16 protein-coding genes are annotated in these 18,058 nt (G+C 39.3%); 11 read left to right on the forward strand and 5 right to left on the reverse strand.

Features of this window, described 5'->3' with window-relative positions:
- Positions 1-10: 10 nt before the first annotated feature.
- From BM102_RS01730 to BM102_RS01735, 3 genes are all read left to right on the forward strand, one after another.
- Positions 11-406, forward strand: coding sequence for a hypothetical protein (locus BM102_RS01730; protein ID WP_090478316.1), 396 nt, complete (start codon positions 11-13; stop codon positions 404-406).
- A gap of 208 nt (positions 407-614) precedes the next feature.
- A complete protein-coding gene (locus BM102_RS14225; protein WP_167541192.1) occupies positions 615-764 on the forward strand; it encodes a hypothetical protein in 150 nt (49 codons plus the stop codon).
- Between the two features lie 321 nt (positions 765-1,085).
- Positions 1,086-3,311, forward strand: a complete 2,226-nt coding sequence (locus tag BM102_RS01735) for an EAL domain-containing protein (protein ID WP_090478319.1) — start codon at positions 1,086-1,088, stop codon at positions 3,309-3,311.
- Positions 3,312-3,338: 27 nt separating this feature from the next.
- Here the strand turns inward: BM102_RS01735 and BM102_RS01740 are convergent, their stop codons facing one another.
- A complete protein-coding gene (locus BM102_RS01740; RefSeq protein ID WP_207646561.1) occupies positions 3,339-3,986 on the reverse strand; it encodes a helix-turn-helix domain-containing protein in 648 nt (215 codons plus the stop codon).
- Between the two features lie 934 nt (positions 3,987-4,920).
- Here BM102_RS01740 and BM102_RS01745 point away from each other — a divergent pair.
- The gene (locus BM102_RS01745) at positions 4,921-6,096 is read left to right on the forward strand and encodes a hypothetical protein (RefSeq protein WP_090478322.1); all 1,176 of its coding nucleotides are present in this window, start codon (positions 4,921-4,923) and stop codon (positions 6,094-6,096) included.
- Positions 6,097-6,241: 145 nt separating this feature from the next.
- Here BM102_RS01745 and BM102_RS01750 read toward each other — a convergent pair whose 3' ends face one another.
- Both BM102_RS01750 and BM102_RS01755 read right to left on the reverse strand, forming a co-directional pair.
- Positions 6,242-6,736, reverse strand: a complete 495-nt coding sequence (locus BM102_RS01750; protein ID WP_090478326.1) for a DUF2798 domain-containing protein — start codon at positions 6,734-6,736, stop codon at positions 6,242-6,244.
- 167 nt (positions 6,737-6,903) lie between these two features.
- Entirely contained in the window at positions 6,904-8,115 is a 1,212-nt protein-coding gene (locus tag BM102_RS01755) for a 6-phosphofructokinase (protein WP_090478329.1), read from the reverse strand.
- A 69-nt stretch (positions 8,116-8,184) separates the two neighbouring features.
- Between BM102_RS01755 and BM102_RS01760 the strand changes: the two genes are divergently transcribed.
- Complete coding sequence (locus BM102_RS01760) at positions 8,185-8,583, forward strand: hypothetical protein (protein ID WP_090478332.1); 399 nt, start codon at positions 8,185-8,187, stop codon at positions 8,581-8,583.
- A 35-nt stretch (positions 8,584-8,618) separates the two neighbouring features.
- Here BM102_RS01760 and BM102_RS01765 read toward each other — a convergent pair whose 3' ends face one another.
- Together BM102_RS01765 and BM102_RS01770 are read right to left on the reverse strand one after the other, a co-directional pair.
- Complete coding sequence (locus tag BM102_RS01765) at positions 8,619-8,903, reverse strand: hypothetical protein (protein ID WP_090395304.1); 285 nt, start codon at positions 8,901-8,903, stop codon at positions 8,619-8,621.
- A gap of 12 nt (positions 8,904-8,915) precedes the next feature.
- Positions 8,916-9,161 (reverse strand): helix-turn-helix transcriptional regulator, encoded by a 246-nt coding sequence (locus tag BM102_RS01770; RefSeq protein WP_033151578.1) that lies wholly within the window; start codon positions 9,159-9,161, stop codon positions 8,916-8,918.
- A gap of 142 nt (positions 9,162-9,303) precedes the next feature.
- Between BM102_RS01770 and BM102_RS01775 the strand changes: the two genes are divergently transcribed.
- From BM102_RS01775 to BM102_RS01800, 6 genes are read left to right on the forward strand one after another with little or no spacing between them, the layout of a single operon-like run.
- On the forward strand, positions 9,304-9,510 hold the full coding sequence (locus BM102_RS01775; protein ID WP_033151577.1) for a hypothetical protein: 207 nt from the start codon (positions 9,304-9,306) through the stop codon (positions 9,508-9,510).
- Positions 9,511-9,531: 21 nt separating this feature from the next.
- Positions 9,532-10,851, forward strand: a complete 1,320-nt coding sequence (locus tag BM102_RS01780) for a glycoside hydrolase family 5 protein (RefSeq protein ID WP_090478334.1) — start codon at positions 9,532-9,534, stop codon at positions 10,849-10,851.
- Positions 10,851-12,644: an aminopeptidase P family protein gene (locus BM102_RS01785; RefSeq protein WP_090478337.1), complete on the forward strand. Its 1,794-nt coding sequence runs from the start codon at positions 10,851-10,853 to the stop codon at positions 12,642-12,644. The genes BM102_RS01780 and BM102_RS01785 overlap by 1 nt, the downstream gene beginning before the upstream one ends.
- Positions 12,644-15,349, forward strand: coding sequence for a DNA polymerase I (gene polA, locus BM102_RS01790; protein ID WP_090478340.1), 2,706 nt, complete (start codon positions 12,644-12,646; stop codon positions 15,347-15,349). The genes BM102_RS01785 and polA overlap by 1 nt, the downstream gene beginning before the upstream one ends.
- Positions 15,349-15,942 (forward strand): dephospho-CoA kinase, encoded by a 594-nt coding sequence (gene coaE / locus BM102_RS01795; RefSeq protein ID WP_090478343.1) that lies wholly within the window; start codon positions 15,349-15,351, stop codon positions 15,940-15,942. The genes polA and coaE overlap by 1 nt, the downstream gene beginning before the upstream one ends.
- Positions 15,943-15,963: 21 nt before the next feature.
- Positions 15,964-18,042 (forward strand): cell division FtsA domain-containing protein, encoded by a 2,079-nt coding sequence (locus BM102_RS01800; protein ID WP_090478346.1) that lies wholly within the window; start codon positions 15,964-15,966, stop codon positions 18,040-18,042.
- Positions 18,043-18,058: the final 16 nt, after the last annotated feature.

Here is an 18,058-nt window from a genome sequence, read left to right on the forward strand (position 1 = left end):
GAATAAGGAAATGGGTAATAGATTTACAATAGAAGCCCCAGATCAGGAGACTATCCAGGCTGCTAAAGAGGCTCAAAAGAAAATTCAAGATAAAGCCAGCATGATTATGGATATTTACACCTTTCAGGCAAAGGTTAACAGTGGTGAAATCAGCGATGATAAGGGTATTGCAGAGCTTATCATTAACGGTTCGGTTTCAAACTATCATATCCATATAAACAGACGATGTGTTACAAAGTCTGACGGCTCACTTATCACATACACTGGCATCATGAAGATGTACAAGCCAGAGGAACTTAAAATCAAATACACAAAGCGCCCAAAGAAAATGATGAGCTTGGCACAGTACAAGCAAATGATTAAAGAAAGAAAAACGCGACAAAAAAATGCGGGCATGAACTTATAATAATTCCAGTTTGTAAAAAAAATGAGCCTCTGTCATACAAAATGATAGAGGCTCTTCTTAATTATAATCTCAAATTCACAATTTGTTCACATTTCAGCAATGGACAAACAATGGATTTGGTACTATCATTAAAGACGTTCGGTTGTTAACAAATTGCGCTGTGGCGCAAACAACAAGCATTAAAATACGCCAAGGGGAGGCATGAGAAATGGCGATAGGTGAAATCATTATATGCACAGGTCCAGAGGATCTTTTTAGGAGAGCTGAAGAGCTTCAGCAAAAGGGAGTTAAGACAGTATTTGTAGCGAGAAATACTATTAAAATTGTTGGAGTTATGACAGCGCAGAAGGCTAGCTAGTAGTTAGTTTAATATAAGGATTTGGGGAGTAAGATATGGGAATCTAGTTCCTATATATCAGCGTGTAGATAAAGAGGATGCTGCAAGACGAAGCAAAGCTTGCAGCATCCTCTCTTTTTTCTTTCAACAGTAATTATATCCGAAAACCTTTCAATCTTTTCTTCAATTCTTCATTGGACGAATTAATCAGACTGGTAATTAACAAAGTATTCATAAATATTTGCTACACTTACATAGATACGGTATATAGTGGGTGGATTGTTTGGAACCATGTAAAACCTACTTATTAAATAATGTTAATTTTACAAGGGTTGATTTAATATGAAGACATTTCCAAAAATTAATATAATAGTGCTTTTACTTATTTCATTAATGATTGCTTCCATGTTTAATGGGGCAGTTTTGGCTACAGATTTGGCCGATAAGGAAACCATAATAGTTGGTGTACCTTCAGATAGATGCCCTCTTTTTTATACTGATGATTCGTCTAAAAATATTGTAGGTATTGGAATTGATTTAATGAGTCTTGCGGCAGAAAATGCTGGTTATAATGTGAATTTTAAGATCATAGAAGAATCATCACTTAAAGACGCACTAGACAACCCTAATTATGATTTGGTAATGCCTTTTGGCAGTTCTATAAATAGTACCTCAGGACAACCTTCAATCGTATCAGATAATCTTATGACAACACCTTTCACGCTTGTCACTTTGAGTAGCGGTTACATTCAATCTTTAGAACAAATAAAGGTTGGAATGCTACAATCAATGGCAGGTGTTGCTGATACTGTTCACACTTTGTATCCAAGTATGAATCTTGTTTTGTATGAAACTATGCCTGATTGTGTGAATGCTCTTCGAAAAGGTGATGTTGACGCATTACTTTACAACTCTTATGTATGGAGTTATGTGCTTCAAAAACCATCATATTCAGATTTAGAAGTTCAACCAACAACAATGTTCTCAATGGATTTTAGAGTTGGTGCTGTTGATACCCCCAAAAGTCAGGAGCTAATAAACCAGATTAATTTGGGCATTTCTAAGATTAATGATAATCAACGTCAGGCGATTATATTGGATTATACATCTCGGCGTCTGTATAAAAATGATTTCTTTGACTACTTATATATCTATGGCAATCTAATCATTATATTTGGATTATTATTGGTTTTTATTATTCTGCATTTCGTTTCAAAACAATATGCAATAAGAAAAGAGCAAGATGAGCAAATCCGCCAATTAATTGAGTATGATGCTCTTACTGGAACCTTAAGTCTTGATGGTTTTCGTAAAAAAGTTAAAACGCTATTAAGGGAGAACCCAACTTTAACGTATTTAATATCTTATAACAATATTAAAAACTTTAAATTTATAAACGATAAAATGGGTATGAATTCAGGTGATGAACTTTTAGTTTTCTGGGCTGATAAAACAATGAATTACCTGTCTGAAAAAGAAGCTGTTGCAAGAATAGGGGCTGATCATTTTGCAGTTTTAGCTCTAGTTCCAGATGACAATAATCTTTTCAATCAAGAAAAGACTGTATTTGAACCTGTAAAAAACTATTATATAAATCAGGGTATCGACTATACAGTCCAGTTATGCAGTGGTGTATACGTTCTAACAAGTGATGATTACTCAGATATTAATGTTGATAAGATGTTGGATTATGCCCATTTAGCAGAAAAGAAAGCTCACAATTCTGTCTCAGGTGGGGGATATGAAATATACAATACTGACCAATGGGAAAAAGGTAAAATGGTTGCCGACATCTGTGGTCATTTTTCAACAGCCGTAAAGAATAATGAAATACAAGTATGGTACCAACCACAAGTTAATTATAAGACAGGCAAAATAGTTGGTGCCGAGGCATTGTGCCGTTGGAAGCACGAAAAGTTAGGCTGGATAAGTCCTGGCATATTTATACCTATGTTGGAACAAGCAGGGCTTATCTATGATTTAGATTGCTTAATATGGGATAAAGTATGTCAAGACCTCCATAGATGGAATGAAAAAGGTATCCAACATTCCATTTCGGTAAACTTATCACGTTATGACATTGAAAAAAATAACAACATTGCTGACTATTTCAACAATATGGTACGAAATTATAATATCGCTCCGTCGCAGCTAAGGATTGAAATTACTGAAAGCGCATATGTTGAAGATACTGAGCTTCTACTAAAAACAACTACTGCCCTTCAAAAATATGGTTTTATTGTTGAAATGGATGATTTTGGTAGTGGCTATTCTTCATTAAATATGCTTAAAGAGGTTCCTGTTGACGGAATAAAGCTAGATTACATCTTTTTAAAGGACGAGAAGAACAAAGAAAAAAGCAAAATCATTATTAACTATATAATCAAAATGCTTTTGCAGCTTAAATTCAACTTTATTGCTGAAGGTGTCGAAACCAAAGAACAGGCTCAATTTCTTTTAAATATAGATTACGAACGAATGCAAGGATATTATTTTTATAAACCTATGCCTGTAACTGATTTTGAATTATTAGATTTCGATGACATAAATAATAAAACCGCCAAATGAGGTTAGATTACTACACCGAAAGGTGTGTTACTTGTTAAGTCGATTTTCTGTGTTATAGAGTTTTATAAGTTCATTTCTGTTTTTGCAGTTGGTCTTCTTCATTAGATTCTTTACATGAAACTTTACTGTTGATTCTGTAATATACAGATTTGCTGCAATTTCTTTGTTAGCATTACCAGATAGTAATTCATCAAGAATCTGTACTTCCCTTGAGGATAGCTGATATCTGTCAATAAAAACTCCATGATAATCAATCTCTTCATCTGAACGAGTATTCACTCCATAAAACTGTGCGAAGGGTATTGCAAACAGTACGATTGTTACGGCAAACAAAATGGAAATAACAACAAGCAAAAGTGCATTGTTGTTTGCCAGCCAAAACCTGAATTGCATGCCTATTGGTTCGCCAACGCGACCTATAAAAAGGCCAATTGGAGCTAAATAGTACTTGTTATTCTCCTTTGCAATATCTAAAAAGATTACGGTTCGACATACAGAGATGAAACCAATAAACACATAAGCAAGCACCCAAGTCACATAAACACCTGCAGTATTGTCATGCATAATTGGTAATGCGAATGCAAAAGATAATGCCACAAGGCAAAGGATGAATCCCAGCCCACGGCTTTTATCATTAAGGATACCTGCAATAACCAAGCTTAGTGTGTAAAACAACCTCATAGCCTCCACACTTATATGGAAGGAAGAGATATCGCTGCTAGGTTGGAAAAATCCCAGTCCGTTAACAATACTTACGAACAGAAGGGCAGAAAATATAATTAAAATGTAATTTTTGCCAAATGGGCTGGTAACTTTATAAGTAGAAGATTGCTCCACAAGTCTGGTTGTGTTTATGTAAGAATGCAAGGTCAGCACATATAGGACAGTAGCGCCAATACTTATCAATGCATATAAATACAGGCATTGTATACTGGTAATAAAGCTATAATCTTTGTCGAAAAAGTAAAGAATATAGGAAAAGACACAGCTTAGGGCTATACCGGCACCAAAGGTGAGACCATAGTTATTTTTATCAATAATATCTACTATTATTGCCACATACCATGCGTATAGCAGACCTATCGCTATATTCATCAGCAATCCTGTTAACTCAATACCATCCCTGAACTGGGGAATTATTGTTACAACAGTGAGCAGAAAATTGACAGCAATAAGGATGGAGAATTCGATTATTTTAGATGGCTTTTCCTTGACGAAATACGCGTATCCGCAGAATAATAGAATACCCAGTGCCTGGAAAATCTTTCCTAAAAATTGTCCAATAAAATCAACATAATTTCCTTCGTTGCATTGGTTCAAAATATAGAACCAGGATAGGTACTGTGAGCTGTTTAAAAAGAACAATATTCCTATTAAAATACTTGTAAATGCAATCTTTTTTCTCATGAAATAATTCTAGCACTTTCCAATTGGGATAGGTAAAGAAATATTGAATTTGTGGGCTTCTGTTCTGATACCTATACTAAAACTATCCCCCGGGAGCACGGATTATTCGCAGTTTTTTCACTAATTCCATCTATGCTAACAGTCAACTCATTCGTAGCAAAATCTTTGCATCAAGGCAAAGATGGAAAGGAGAAGACAGTCTATGAATAGAAAAAATGTTTTGGGGTTTGCAATGGCGATTGCCATGGTGGCAATGGTGGCATTCTCTGGGTTTGAGGTTAGTGCAGCTAGTTTGACACAGGCACAGTTTCCAGAACTTGTTCATTATGGAATAATCACTGATGAGGATGCTCAGATATTAAAGAGCTTCTTTGATTATGAATACTATAAGGAGCAAAATCCTGATGTAGTTGAACAATACGGAGATAGCTATGAAGCACTCTTTAATCATTTCTGTACTAAGGGCGTGTTTGAAGGAAGAACAGGTAGCGCAGACTTCGACCCTGCGGCATACGCTAGTGCATATGGTGATTTGAAAGCCCAGTTTGGTGCTGATATTTTAAGCTACTATAGACACTATGCAACGGAAGGTAAAGCCGTCGGCAGAGATATCACAACAATTGCAGCTTGCGCAGAAGCTGGCATTACAGTAATCGGCCTTGCTAACGATTCTATAGTAATCACTCCTGATGTATATAGAGTTGCTGTTTATCTAGGAACAAATGATTACGGGGCTGTAAGACAGTCTATCGCAATTGCAGAGCAGAGGGCAGCAGCCACAGGCGGTTCAGTTGTTATAGTTGCAGATGATGCAGCTGGTGGGGGATCAGCATTAGAAGGATTGGAAAAAGTTGGTACACTTACCACAAGCGATAGTTCTGGTATTCATATAGGAATATATGAGGGACAAACAGCAGGTACATATGGCGCATGGGAAAAGGATTATCTTAATAGTGTATATACACTCATAACAAGTACAAATGGATATGTCGCAGTGATGAGTGATTCTGTTGAAGGTATGCCAGATCCAGCTAAAGAAAAAGCTACAATACCTGTATTAGTAAAGGCGACAGAAGACGCAAGCTCATATCAAACATTAAATAATTCAACAGCAGCTGTTTATATTATGACAAGTGCAGAGGTTGGAACAGAGGAAGTGCAACCTAATACTAGGGAAACAAATGGTGTGGAAACAACAGTTACATCTTCTTTTGGAAATACACCTGTTGTTGCAGATGAAAATGGAACAACAAGTACAGAATATACTGTAGGAGTTGGTTTTGCTGAATCTTCAGCAGAAAGTGTTACTGTTAATGTAGCTATAGAAGGTGACGATGGATTAACAATATCTGATACATATACCTTTGAAACAGAATAATAATTATTTATAGAAAAATCTAGCCCTAAATAGCGGCATGTAAAAAGAGAACAGCCACAACCCCACATGCTGCGACTCAAAAGCAAGAACAAAAAGAGCTGCCACATTTTAAAAGTGACAGCTCTTATCTTATTCCCTATAAATCTTACGCAGCCTCAACAGCTTCGATTTCATTAGAAGTTTCTACTTTCTTCTCACGGAATATAGTTCTGAAAATAAGTCTTACAAATGGTCCACAATAGAACAACTGATAAAGAAGTGCCATTGGGAAGTTCATAGCCCATGTCTGAATCCATGTTCCAAATGTGTGAGTGTCCTTGAAAAGAATAGTAGCTACAAGGCTCATTGTTGGGCACATGATGCAGCAAATGCAAATTGAGATAGCGTATGTAATGAACTGAGGTCTGTCAGTAGGTTTCATTACAGAAAATGCAAGGGCACGTGCAAGCTTACCAACGATGAAAAACTCAAGGATGAATGCGATAGGCACCATGATAGGAAGCTCATGGAGTGCTAAAAAGAATGTCTGACCTGTTACTCCACCTGTGTTTAAGGCAACGTTGTAAACCACCATTCCGTAAACCATAATAGTGGCCATAATTATAGTTAATACTACGTCTTGAAATTTGTTTTTAGGCATAATAAATCCTCCTTCTGATAATGAATAATACATAAAATTACATGTGTTGTTCGTTATCATCCGGAGGATGTGCGTTTCCAATTAAACCATATTATCTTTTGTTGCGTCAGCAATGATAACATGATTTTCAACAAAATGTAAGTGTTAATTTTGTGAAATGTGCAAAATTATCTTGTTACGTAAACAGGTAGGCCATTTTCGTATTCAAGCTCAGGCTCCCCAATTACTAGAGGCTTGAGGTATTCTACCATTTCATCTGTAACCCAGTTGTGGCTTTCATTGATCCATTCCTGAGGAACTTCCTTTGCTTCGTTTGCAATATCATGGATAGTAGCATAGCTGTAGTCTACAGTGTATGGTGCGTTACTTGTGCGGTTAAGAACTACCATTGCACCTGTTACACCTTCTTCTGCATACTGCACTCCGTGCTTACCAAGCTCTACAGATTCTTTTAAATCAGTAAGTGAGCTCATATGAGCAGCAGCTCTTTGTAAAACGTTTACTTCTATTGAACGAACCTTTACGCCAAGTCTATCCTTTACAATATATTCAAGTGTCTTGCCAGCACCTGAAAGCTGTGCGTGACCAAAGTTGTCTAATTGGCCTGTAGATGCAGAGATATATTCACCATTAGCATCGCGAATTCCCTCGGATACAGCTACAACTATATTTGTCTTTTCCTTTAAAAGACGAGATAAATCGTTTACAAATACCTCTGTGTTAAATGGAACCTCTGGAAGATAGATTAAATCTGGTCCACAGCAGCAGTTATTTCTTGCAAGAGATGTGGCAGCTGTAAGCCATCCGGCATCTCGTCCCATTACTTCTATAATAGTAACACTAGGAGAGTTGTAGATTTTAGCGTCATATATAACCTCCATAGTGGTGGTAGCAATGTATTTAGCAGCTGAACCAAAACCAGGAGTATGATCTGTTACACACAAATCGTTGTCTACAGTCTTTGGCACACCGATAAACCTAATAGGAGATTCTATTGATTTTGCATATGCTGAAAGCTTGTCTACAGTATCCATGGAGTCGTTTCCACCGATGTAGAAAAATGCTTCGATATCATATTTTTTAAATTGCTGAAATAGGGTATTATAGATAGGGTCGTTTGAAGTGACGCTTGGAAGCTTGAAACGACATGAGCCAAGGTACATGGCTGGAGTAACTTTAAGTTTTTTTAGAAAATTAGAATCAGATTTTATTGTTTCGGTTAAGTCGATGATGTTGTCATCCTTAATGCCGATAATTCCGTTGATGGAACCGTAAATCTTGTCGTATTTAGAAGACAAGGCTCCCTCGATAACACCAGCAAGACTGGCGTTGATTGCCACAGTTGGTCCGCCCGACTGTGCGACGATGATGTTTCCCATTTGATTACCTCCCGAACGTATGCTTATAATTAAGCTTCTAGGGATTATTCTAACATAAGGAGAGATACTATGAACACCTTTTTATACGCTATTTTGGATTTTATTAACGACATGCACACATATCTTCTTTCTCTGAATGATGCATATGAGGCAAATTTCACAGATAAAGAGCTACATTTCCTTGTGATTGGCGCAATTGGCATGGCTATGATTTTTATTGTTCAGCCAATTTTCTCACTTTTGGCCAAAACAGGTCACGTTCTTGTAATCAGTTGGATATACGTATTTACGTTAATTCTTCTTCTTACCTTTGCCATCGAAATCGAGCAAAAGATTACAGGCTCAGGAGCAATGGAGTTTGAGGATATCGTGTTTGGCGTGTGGGGCTTTATGCTGATGTTCTTGATATATGCCCTGATACGAGGAATTATAATAGGTATATATAAATTAATAAGAAATAGAGATTAAATAAAATGCCAGGTTCAACTGAACCTGGCATTAATTTAAATGATGTTAAGTAAGAGTCTGTTGTAGTCACGGTCTTCTAGAAGATTAAGGACACGGCGGGCTCTTGAATATTGTGTACGACTAATTGAAATAACACAGACGTTTCTGGCTCCATTGTAAGTTCTGCGCTTGAAGAATGGCACTCGGTGCCAGTTCTTTGAAAAAGGTACTGATTCATGAAGAAGTAGATTAGAAGTACGATTTGATACTATTCTGTTTGTAATTTCGCATAAGACAACGTCTTTATCAATGTTTTTGGCAAGCTTTGGTTTCTTTCTCATAACAATTTCCTATCAATCCAAGTGTATGTTTATTTCTTTACCCATAGAATTTGCAACCTTCACTAGAAAATCCAATGAGGGATTGTATTTACCGCTTTCCATGCGGGAGATATTTGATTTTTTCGTGCCGGCCATATCAGCTAAAACCTCCTGCGTGAGATGCAGGGATTTGCGTGCGTCCTTAAGCTGCTTTGCAATGGAACGCCGGGCTGCTATGGCTTGAGATGAAATGATTCCATCTGAATATCTTTCCTTCATTAGCTACCCACCAATTCGATACTATAATGTTATCATATATGATAACAGACTACAATGAGTTTCACAACAAAAACATTCTTTTTTAAAAGGGGAGAATGTACTATAATCTTAAGAAGAATGTTTTATAGAAAAGAGGTTATGTATGTACGATTTAACAGGAAAAACAATTGTAGAAATAAAAGAATATGTAAACTCACTTAGCAATGAAGAGTTAGATAAGTTTATCGAAGAAGTAGATTTTGCTGATTACGATTTTGACCTTGAGGCTACAGATCTTTTAACCAGTTCACGCCTCTATGATTATATTCAGTATGCTCACAATGGAGAGGCTGCTGTAACTTTCGACTAAATTAAAAATAAGGAGAATGGTATGGTTTCAAAAAAGCAGAAATTCAGAACAGTATTGTTAATAATAATTCTTGCGATAGCAATTATCGCTGGAGTATTTGGAGTAAGCTATGCCAAGGGCAGTGTGGTATTTCCTTGGGAATTAACTGCAAAGCAGGAAGAGGAGCCGCAGGTTGCTGAGGAGCCGGAAGCTGAAAAGGTTAAGGAGGCTACTGCTAAAGAGGAAGAGCTTGAAAAAGAGGTAGAAAAGGTAGAAGAGCCAGAAGAACCAGAAGAACCTGTTGAAGAAGAGCCAGAGACTTCAGCAGCTACTACAGGTGTTTCACTTGATTATTATGGAGCCCTTCATGTAGAGGATGGCAAGCTTGTAGATGAATCAGGCGATGTAGCAGTGCTTACGGGTGTTAGCTCACATGGTCTTAGCTGGTATCCGGAATATGTCACACCAGAGACTATCGAATCTCTTAGAAATAACTGGGGAATCAATGTTATCCGCCTTGCTATGTACACAAGCGATTACAATGGCTATTGCGTGGCAGGAGAGGATGTTCAAAATACATTAAAGGACAACATCGATGCTGCAGTCGAAGCTGCAACAGAAAACGATATGTATGTCATCATCGATTGGCATATCTTAAATGATAGCAATCCAAATGAATACAAAGCACAGGCTATTCAGTTCTTTGGAGAGATGGTTCGTAAATACGAAGACAACGAAAATGTTATCTACGAGATTTGCAATGAGCCAAACGGTGACACTACATGGGAAGATATTTGTGCTTATGCGGATGAAGTAATTCCTGTAATCAGAAATGTGGATAGTGATGCAGCGATTTTAGTCGGTACTCCAAACTGGTCTAGTGACCTTGATTCAGTTGTGGAAGCTCCACTTGATTATGACAACATCATGTACACATATCATTTCTATGCAGGCACACACAAATCCAGCGCTAGAAATACCCTTACAGACGCTTTAGATGCAGGCCTTCCAGTATTCATTTCTGAGTATGGCTTTGTTTCAGCTGATGGCGATGGTTCTGTTGATACAAAGGAAGCTGCTAAATGGCAGGATATTATTGATGAGTATCAGCTTTCAACTTGCATCTGGAATCTTTCAAATAAGGCAGAGGGTTCTGCTTTGATTAGTTCAGACTGCGACAAGACAGCTGACTGGGAGGAAGAGGAGCTTTCTGAACAAGGCCAGTATTTCGTCAATATGCTTCAATCAATAGATACAAGCAAGCAGGATGATGAAGAAATCTCTGATGAAACATCAGAAGACATAAATGAAAAAGAGCAAAAGCTCAATGAAGAAAAAAGTAATATGGAGAAAAAGAGATAATGACAACAAATGAGAAAATCGCAAAACTTAGAGAATTAATGAATGAGAGAGGAATCGATCTTTACCTGATTCCAACAGACGACTTCCATTCATCAGAATATGTAGGAGAGCACTTTAAGGCTCGTAGCTTTATGACAGGCTTTACAGGCTCAGCAGGAACAGCTGTTATCACAAAGACAGAGGCTCATCTTTGGACAGATGGACGTTACTTTGTACAGGCTGCAAAGCAGATTGCAGGCTCAGAGGTTATCCTTGAAAAAATGGGTGAGCCAAAGGTTCCAGAGGTAGAAGAATTTATCGAGAAGAACTTCCCTGAGGGAGGATGTCTCGGATTTGATGGCAGATGCGTATCAGCAAAGAATGCAGCAAAGTATTTTGATATTGCTCAGGACAAGGGCGGTGAGCTTGCTACAACAGAGGATTTAGTTGATATTATCTGGGAAGACAGACCAGAGCTTCCAAAGGCTACAACATGGGTACTTGAGGATGAGTTCTCAGGTGAGAGCATGCAGGCAAAGATTTACCGCATCCGCGAAAAAATGAAAAAGAAAAAGGCAGATGCACACTTAGTAACAAGCCTTTATGATATTGCATATATCCTTAATCTCAGAGGAAATGATATTGCAAACGTACCAGTTTTCCTTTCATTCCTTCTTATTACAGATGATAGCGTAATCTTATTTACAGACACAACAAATTGGCCAGAGGAGGCTATGAGATACCTCAACGACAACAGCGTAAAGCTTTATCCATACGACATGGTTTACCACTACATGCAGAGCGCTGATATGGCTAACAGAAACATCCTTCTTGATCAGGAAATCGTTAACTACAACATCGTTAAGGCTTTAAAGGGCTCAGCAAAGATTATTGATGGTAAGAACCCTTCAGAGCTTATGCGTGCAGTTAAGAACGAGACAGAAATTAAGAACACAAGATTAGCGCACATCAAAGATGGTGTAGCTTGCACAAAGGCTATCAAATACATCAAAGAAAACATTACAAAGGAGCCAATGACAGAAATCACAGCTTCAGATTACTTTGAAGCTAGACGTCGTGAGCAGGAGCACTTTGTAGATTTATCATTTAATACAATTTCAGCATATGGTCCAAACGCTGCAATGATGCACTACAGCGCTAAGCCAGGCTCAGAAGCAACACTTAAGCCAGAAGGATTCCTTCTTGTTGATTCAGGAGCCCACTACCTTGAAGGTACTACAGATATCACTAGAACAATCGCTCTTGGTGAGCTTACACAGCAGATGAAGGAGTACTACACAGTAGTTCTTCGTTGTCACTTAAGACTTATGGCTGCAAACTTCCCTAAGGGAGTTACAGGAGCAAACCTTGATGTACTTTCACGTGGTCCAGTTTGGGATATGGGACTTGATTACCGTTGCGGTACAGGTCACGGCGTTGGTCACATCCTCAATGTACACGAGGGACCAAACAACTTCCGCTGGAGAGTTCCACAGGGCAAGAACGCTGCAGAGCTTCAGCCAGGAATGATTACAACTGACGAGCCAGGTCTTTATATCGAAGACGGCTTCGGAATCAGAATTGAAAATGAGCTTCTTTGCGTAGCTGGTGAGACAACAGAGTACGGCGATTTCCGTCACTTCGAGTCACTTACAGTTTGTCCAATCGACCTTGATCCAGTTATTCCAGAGATGATGACAGAGGCAGAAAAGAAGACTCTTAACGAATATCACGCATTTGTTCGTGAGACACTTAAGCCATACCTAACCGATGAGGAAAATGCATGGCTTGCTAAGGAGACAAGAGACATTTAATGGGAAAATTATTACTGATTGACGGCCATAGTATAGCTAACCGCGCATTCTATGGTGTTCCAGATCTTACAAATAGTCAGGGAGAGCATACAGGAGCCATTTTTGGCTTCTTGAATATGATGCTCAAGTTTATCGACGACGAAAAGCCTGACAACTTTGCTGTTGCATTTGATGTTTCAGCTCCAACGTTCCGCCACAAAATGTATGATGCATACAAAGGCACTAGAAAGCCAATGCTTCCAGAGTTAAAGGAACAGATTCCACGTATTCAGGAAATGCTTAAAGCCATGGGTGTGCCTGTAATCACATTAGAGGGCTGGGAAGCAGATGATATTCTTGGAACTCTTTCTAGAATTGGTGAGGAAAAGGGATTCGACGTAACTATCGTTTCCGGAGATAGAGATCTTCTTCAGCTTGCTACAGACAAAGTAAAGATTTCAATTCCAAAGACAAAAAAAGGTGGCACCGAAATCGAGCAGTATTACGCTGCTGATGTTAAGGAAGTTTATGGTGTTACACCAAAGCAGTTTATAGATGTAAAGGCACTTCAGGGTGATGCCAGCGATAACATTCCAGGCGTTGAAGGCGTTGGTCCAAAGACAGCTGAAAAGTGGATTGCTCAGTATGGCTCAATCGAAGAGTGCCATGCCCATGTGGATGAAATGAAAAAAGGCAAGGTCCTTGATAATTTCATTGCTCAGTGGGATATTGCAGTTTTATCAAAGGAGCTTGCTACAATCAACGTACACGCTCCAATAGAGCTTGAGGAAGGCTCAACAAAGCTTGAAAACTTATTTACAGAGGAAGCATATCTTCTCTGCAAGCGCTATGAGCTTAAAAAGCTTCTTCCAAGATTTGAAAACACTGATACTTCAAAGGTGCAGGATACTACATCGGAAACATTTAAGCACATTTCTGATTTATCAGATGTGGAAAATTTCTTTGCAGGTTTAAGCAAAAGTGGAAAAGACTTTATCGGTGCAAGCATTATGGCTGGTGCAGATAAATCTATAAAGGGCGTTGCTCTTTCTGTAGGTGATGAGACTGTTTATGTTGATTGCGCAGGCTTTATTACTCCTGATTATCTAGGTCACAAGCTTGTAGAAATCAGCAAGGCGGGCGTGAAGCTTTGCTTCTGGGACTTAAAGAATGCAATGCACATCATCTATCAGCTTTTCTCTACAGAGGAAAAAGCGCAGGTAGATGCAAATGGTGGAAAGGCTGAAATATTCCCAACTGCCTGCGATGTTGCAGTGGCAGCATATCTTCTAAACCCTACAAAGAATGCATACACAGCAGATGACGTGGCAAGCGAGATGCTTGGCGTAATCATCCCTGCAGTGGCAGATTTATTTGGCAAGAAAAAGCTTGAGGCAGCCTTAGAAGATGATTCAGAGCTTGAGCATATTACAACCTATGCTTGTTACAATGCTTATGTAGCTTATGCATCATACGAAAAGGTTATTTCTGAAATTAAAGACCAGGGAATGCTTCATATCTACGAGGATATTGAGCTTCCTTTAGTTTACACATTGTTTGATATGGAAATAGCAGGTATTGCAATGGACGCTGAGGCCCTATCAGCATATGGAAGCAAGCTTGCAGTGCGTATCACAGAGCTTGAAAAGAGCATTTATGAGCAGGCTGGTGAGGAGTTTAATATCAATTCTCCTAAGCAGCTTGGTGTGATTTTGTTTGAAAAGCTTGGAGTCCAAGGCGGTAAGAAGACCAAAACAGGTTATTCTACAGCAGCAGATATTCTTGAAGAGCTTGCTCCTGCAAATCCTATCATTAATGATATTTTGGAATATAGACAGCTCGCAAAGCTTAAGAGCACATATGCAGATGGTCTTGCAAATTGCTTAGATTCAGACGGCAGAATTCGTTCTACATTTATGCAGACAGTTACAGCTACAGGACGAATCAGCTCTACTGAGCCAAACCTCCAGAATATTCCAGTTAGAATGGAGCTTGGCCGTGAAATCCGCAAGGTGTTCTATCCAAAGGATGGCTGCGTATTCATTGATGCTGACTATTCTCAGATAGAGCTTCGAGTATTGGCACATATGTCTGGGGATGATAATCTTATCGGGGCGTTCAAGGCTGGACAGGACATTCACCGTTCTACAGCTTCACTTGTATTCAACACACCATTTGATGAGGTTACAGATATTCAGCGCCGCAGCGCTAAGGCTGTAAACTTCGGAATCGTTTATGGAATCAGTGCGTTCGGTCTTGCAAAGGACATCGGAGTTGGCAGAAAAGAAGCTCAGGAATATATCGATAATTATTTTGTTGCATATCCAAAGATGCATGAATTCTTAGAGGGATTAAAGGCAGAGGGCAATGAAAAGGGCTACGTTACTACTATGTACGGAAGACGTCGCCCAATCCCAGAGCTTAAATCCTCAAACTTTATGACAAGACAGTTTGGCGAGAGAGTAGCTATGAACTCTCCAATTCAGGGTACAGCTGCAGATATTATCAAGATTGCCATGGTAAATGTTCATGACAGATTATTAAAAGAGAATCTTAAATCAAAGCTATTGCTTCAGGTTCATGATGAGCTCCTTATTGAGACATTCAAGGACGAGCAGGCACAGGTTGAAAAGCTTGTTGCAGAAGAGATGGAGCATGCTGCTTCACTGGCGGTTGATTTGGAAATCGATATGAAAACCGGAATGAATTGGGCAGAGGCACACTAATGAAATTTATTGGCATTACAGGGGGCATCGGTGCTGGAAAAAGCACGGTGCTCTCTTTACTAGAGGAAAATTTTAATTGTAAGGTCTTACTGGCAGATTTAGTTGCTGCGGATTTAATGAGGCCTGGAAAAGAATGCTTTGATAAGGTAGTGGCATTGCCATGGCCAGAAAGCATTTTAGACTCTCAGGGTGAAATTGACAGACCTAAGATGGCAAAGTTTATGTTTGCTGACAACAGTCTTCGCGAGGCAGTAAATGGAATAGTACATCCAGCAGTACAAACAGAAGTACTAAATCAAGTGGAAGCTGAGAAAGAAAAACACAATATAGAGTATTTTTTCTTTGAAGCTGCATTGCTCATAGAATGCGGTTATGGTAAACTTGTGGATGAGATGTGGTATATCTATGCAAGCCAGGAAGTAAGGGAAAAACGCCTTATGGAGACTCGCGGATATTCCAAAGAACGAATCGCAAAAACAATCAGTACACAACGCAGTGAGGAGAGCTTCAGAGCTCACTGCAACAGAATCATAGACAACAGTGGCACAAAGGAGCAGACACTTGCTCAGCTGCGCCAGATTATTCACGAATAATTCCCGAGGAGAGTAACTTATATGGAGAAGAAAGATATTGTATTTGGACTTGATATTGGTACCAGAAATGTCATTGGTACAGTAGGATATCTTGATGGCGATGAATTCCATGTTATCGCTCAAAATCTTAAAGAACACGATACCAGAGCCATGCTTGACGGTCAGATTCACGACATCGGTCGAGTAGGTGCTACTTGCGATGAGGTGAAAAAGGACCTTGAAGCACAGACAGGTCTTGCATTATCAGAAGTATGTATCGCTGCCGCTGGTCGTGTGCTTCGTACAATCACTACTCATGTAGAGATGGAATTCCCAGAGGAAACAGTTGTTACCGGAGAGGACTTACATACACTTGATATGATGGGTATCGAGCAGGCTGGTAAGGAAATCAAAGGCGACGAGGACAATAAATACAAGTTCTTCTGTGTAGGTTATTCTACTGTTAAATATTACTTAAACGGAGATGTTTTCACATCCCTTGAGGACCACAAGGCCGATACAATCGGAGAGGACATCATCGTAACATTCCTTCCTGAGGATGTTGTTGATGGCCTTTATTCAGCAGTTGGCAAGGCTGATCTTTCAGTTGCCAACCTTACATTGGAGCCTATCGCAGCTATCAATGTTGCAATCCCACAGAGCTTCAGAATGCTTAATATCGCCCTTATCGATGTTGGTGCAGGTACATCCGATATCTGTGTCACCAGAGACGGCAGCATCATCGCATATGGCATGATTCCTATGGCTGGTGATGAGCTTACAGAGGTATTGGTTCATGAATACCTTGTAGATTTTGCTACAGCAGAGAAAATTAAGCGCGCTTCAACCGAAGGCGGAGAAATCACATACGAGGATATTATGGGTCTTAGCCATACAATCAAATCTGAGGATGTTTGGAAGCTTACAGAGCCGGTTATGAAGAAAATTGCTTCTGAGGTTGCAGAAAAGATTAAAGAGCTTAATGGAGGTAAATCAGTATCAGCAGCATTTGTTGTTGGTGGTGGTGGAAAAATCCACGGCTTCACAGAAGCTCTTGCAGCAGACCTGAAAATCGTCCCAGAACGTGTTGCTCTTCGTGGCGAGGAAGTAATGAAAAACATTGTATTCGAGCAGGAGGATATTGCAAAGGATTCTCTTCTTGTTACACCAATCGGTATCTGCTTGAATTACTACGAGACAAAGAACAACTTCATTATGATTCACTTCAATGGTGAGATGATGAAGCTTTACGATAATGGACAGCTTACAATTGTAGATGCAGCTATGCAGGCAGGTTTCTCTGCTGATCAGCTGTTCCCAAGACGTGGCCGTGAAATCAACTTCACAGTCAATGGTGTATCACGTATGATTCGTGGAACAGAAGGGGAATCTGCAGTTGTTACAATGAATGGTAAAACAGTTGGAATTAACACTCCACTTGAGTTCAATGCAGATGTTACAGTTGTGCCTTCTACAGTTGGCGAAGGTGGACGTGGTACAATTGCTGATTTGGCAGAGTTCACTACTGAATACCTTTATTTCAATGTTTGTGGTCACAGAGTAAAGTGTCCAAAGTTTGTTGAGGTTAATGGTTCTATGGAACCACCTACATATTCAGTTAAGGATGGAGATGTTATCGAGACTCGACCATTCTACACAGTTGGCCAATTGGCAGAGTTTATGGATGTTACAATCGATGACAGATACGAAATCCTTGTAAACAATCGTCCATCTACCAAGGAATCCCTTGTGTATGAAAACTTTGCAATCGAATGGACAACTACAAATCAAATCGCATACAGAGCAGATTATCTTGTTGATGATTCAGAAGGCTTGCCAGAGGATTACGAAGCTCCAACAGCACCTGAGGCACCAGCAGAGGATGCTCGCACAAGAATGAAAATCGAAACCGTTGAAATCCCTATCAAGGTCAATGGCAAGGACATGGTCTTGGCAGGTAAAAGGGATTACATCTTTGTAGATGTATACAATCTCATCAATTTCGACCCAAGCACAGGTGGCGGTAGACAGCTCATTACAAAGGTTAATGGACAGCCATGCGGCTACGCCAAGGATCTTAACGCCGGCGATGAAGTCGAAATTAGATGGAGCGAAAGTTAGTAAGGAAGTATTTTAG

Origin of the sequence: Pseudobutyrivibrio sp. JW11, from assembly GCF_900115355.1 — a bacterium.
GTDB classification, from domain to species: Bacteria; Bacillota; Clostridia; order Lachnospirales; family Lachnospiraceae; genus Pseudobutyrivibrio; species Pseudobutyrivibrio ruminis.

What these genes read in the sequence shown, in the direction of transcription:
- BM102_RS01730 (WP_090478316.1), top strand. Translation starts at nt 11, where the DNA reads ATGGGTAATAGATTTACAATAGAAGCCCCAGATCAGGAGACTATCCAG.
- BM102_RS14225 (WP_167541192.1), top strand. Translation starts at nt 615, where the DNA reads ATGGCGATAGGTGAAATCATTATATGCACAGGTCCAGAGGATCTTTTT.
- BM102_RS01735 (WP_090478319.1), top strand. Translation starts at nt 1,086, where the DNA reads ATGAAGACATTTCCAAAAATTAATATAATAGTGCTTTTACTTATTTCA.
- BM102_RS01745 (WP_090478322.1), top strand. Translation starts at nt 4,921, where the DNA reads ATGAATAGAAAAAATGTTTTGGGGTTTGCAATGGCGATTGCCATGGTG.
- BM102_RS01750 (WP_090478326.1), bottom strand. Translation starts at nt 6,736, where the DNA reads ATGCCTAAAAACAAATTTCAAGACGTAGTATTAACTATAATTATGGCC.
- BM102_RS01755 (WP_090478329.1), bottom strand. Translation starts at nt 8,115, where the DNA reads ATGGGAAACATCATCGTCGCACAGTCGGGCGGACCAACTGTGGCAATC.
- BM102_RS01760 (WP_090478332.1), top strand. Translation starts at nt 8,185, where the DNA reads ATGAACACCTTTTTATACGCTATTTTGGATTTTATTAACGACATGCAC.
- BM102_RS01765 (WP_090395304.1), bottom strand. Translation starts at nt 8,903, where the DNA reads ATGAGAAAGAAACCAAAGCTTGCCAAAAACATTGATAAAGACGTTGTC.
- BM102_RS01770 (WP_033151578.1), bottom strand. Translation starts at nt 9,161, where the DNA reads ATGAAGGAAAGATATTCAGATGGAATCATTTCATCTCAAGCCATAGCA.
- BM102_RS01775 (WP_033151577.1), top strand. Translation starts at nt 9,304, where the DNA reads ATGTACGATTTAACAGGAAAAACAATTGTAGAAATAAAAGAATATGTA.
- BM102_RS01780 (WP_090478334.1), top strand. Translation starts at nt 9,532, where the DNA reads ATGGTTTCAAAAAAGCAGAAATTCAGAACAGTATTGTTAATAATAATT.
- BM102_RS01785 (WP_090478337.1), top strand. Translation starts at nt 10,851, where the DNA reads ATGACAACAAATGAGAAAATCGCAAAACTTAGAGAATTAATGAATGAG.
- polA (WP_090478340.1), top strand. Translation starts at nt 12,644, where the DNA reads ATGGGAAAATTATTACTGATTGACGGCCATAGTATAGCTAACCGCGCA.
- coaE (WP_090478343.1), top strand. Translation starts at nt 15,349, where the DNA reads ATGAAATTTATTGGCATTACAGGGGGCATCGGTGCTGGAAAAAGCACG.
- BM102_RS01800 (WP_090478346.1), top strand. Translation starts at nt 15,964, where the DNA reads ATGGAGAAGAAAGATATTGTATTTGGACTTGATATTGGTACCAGAAAT.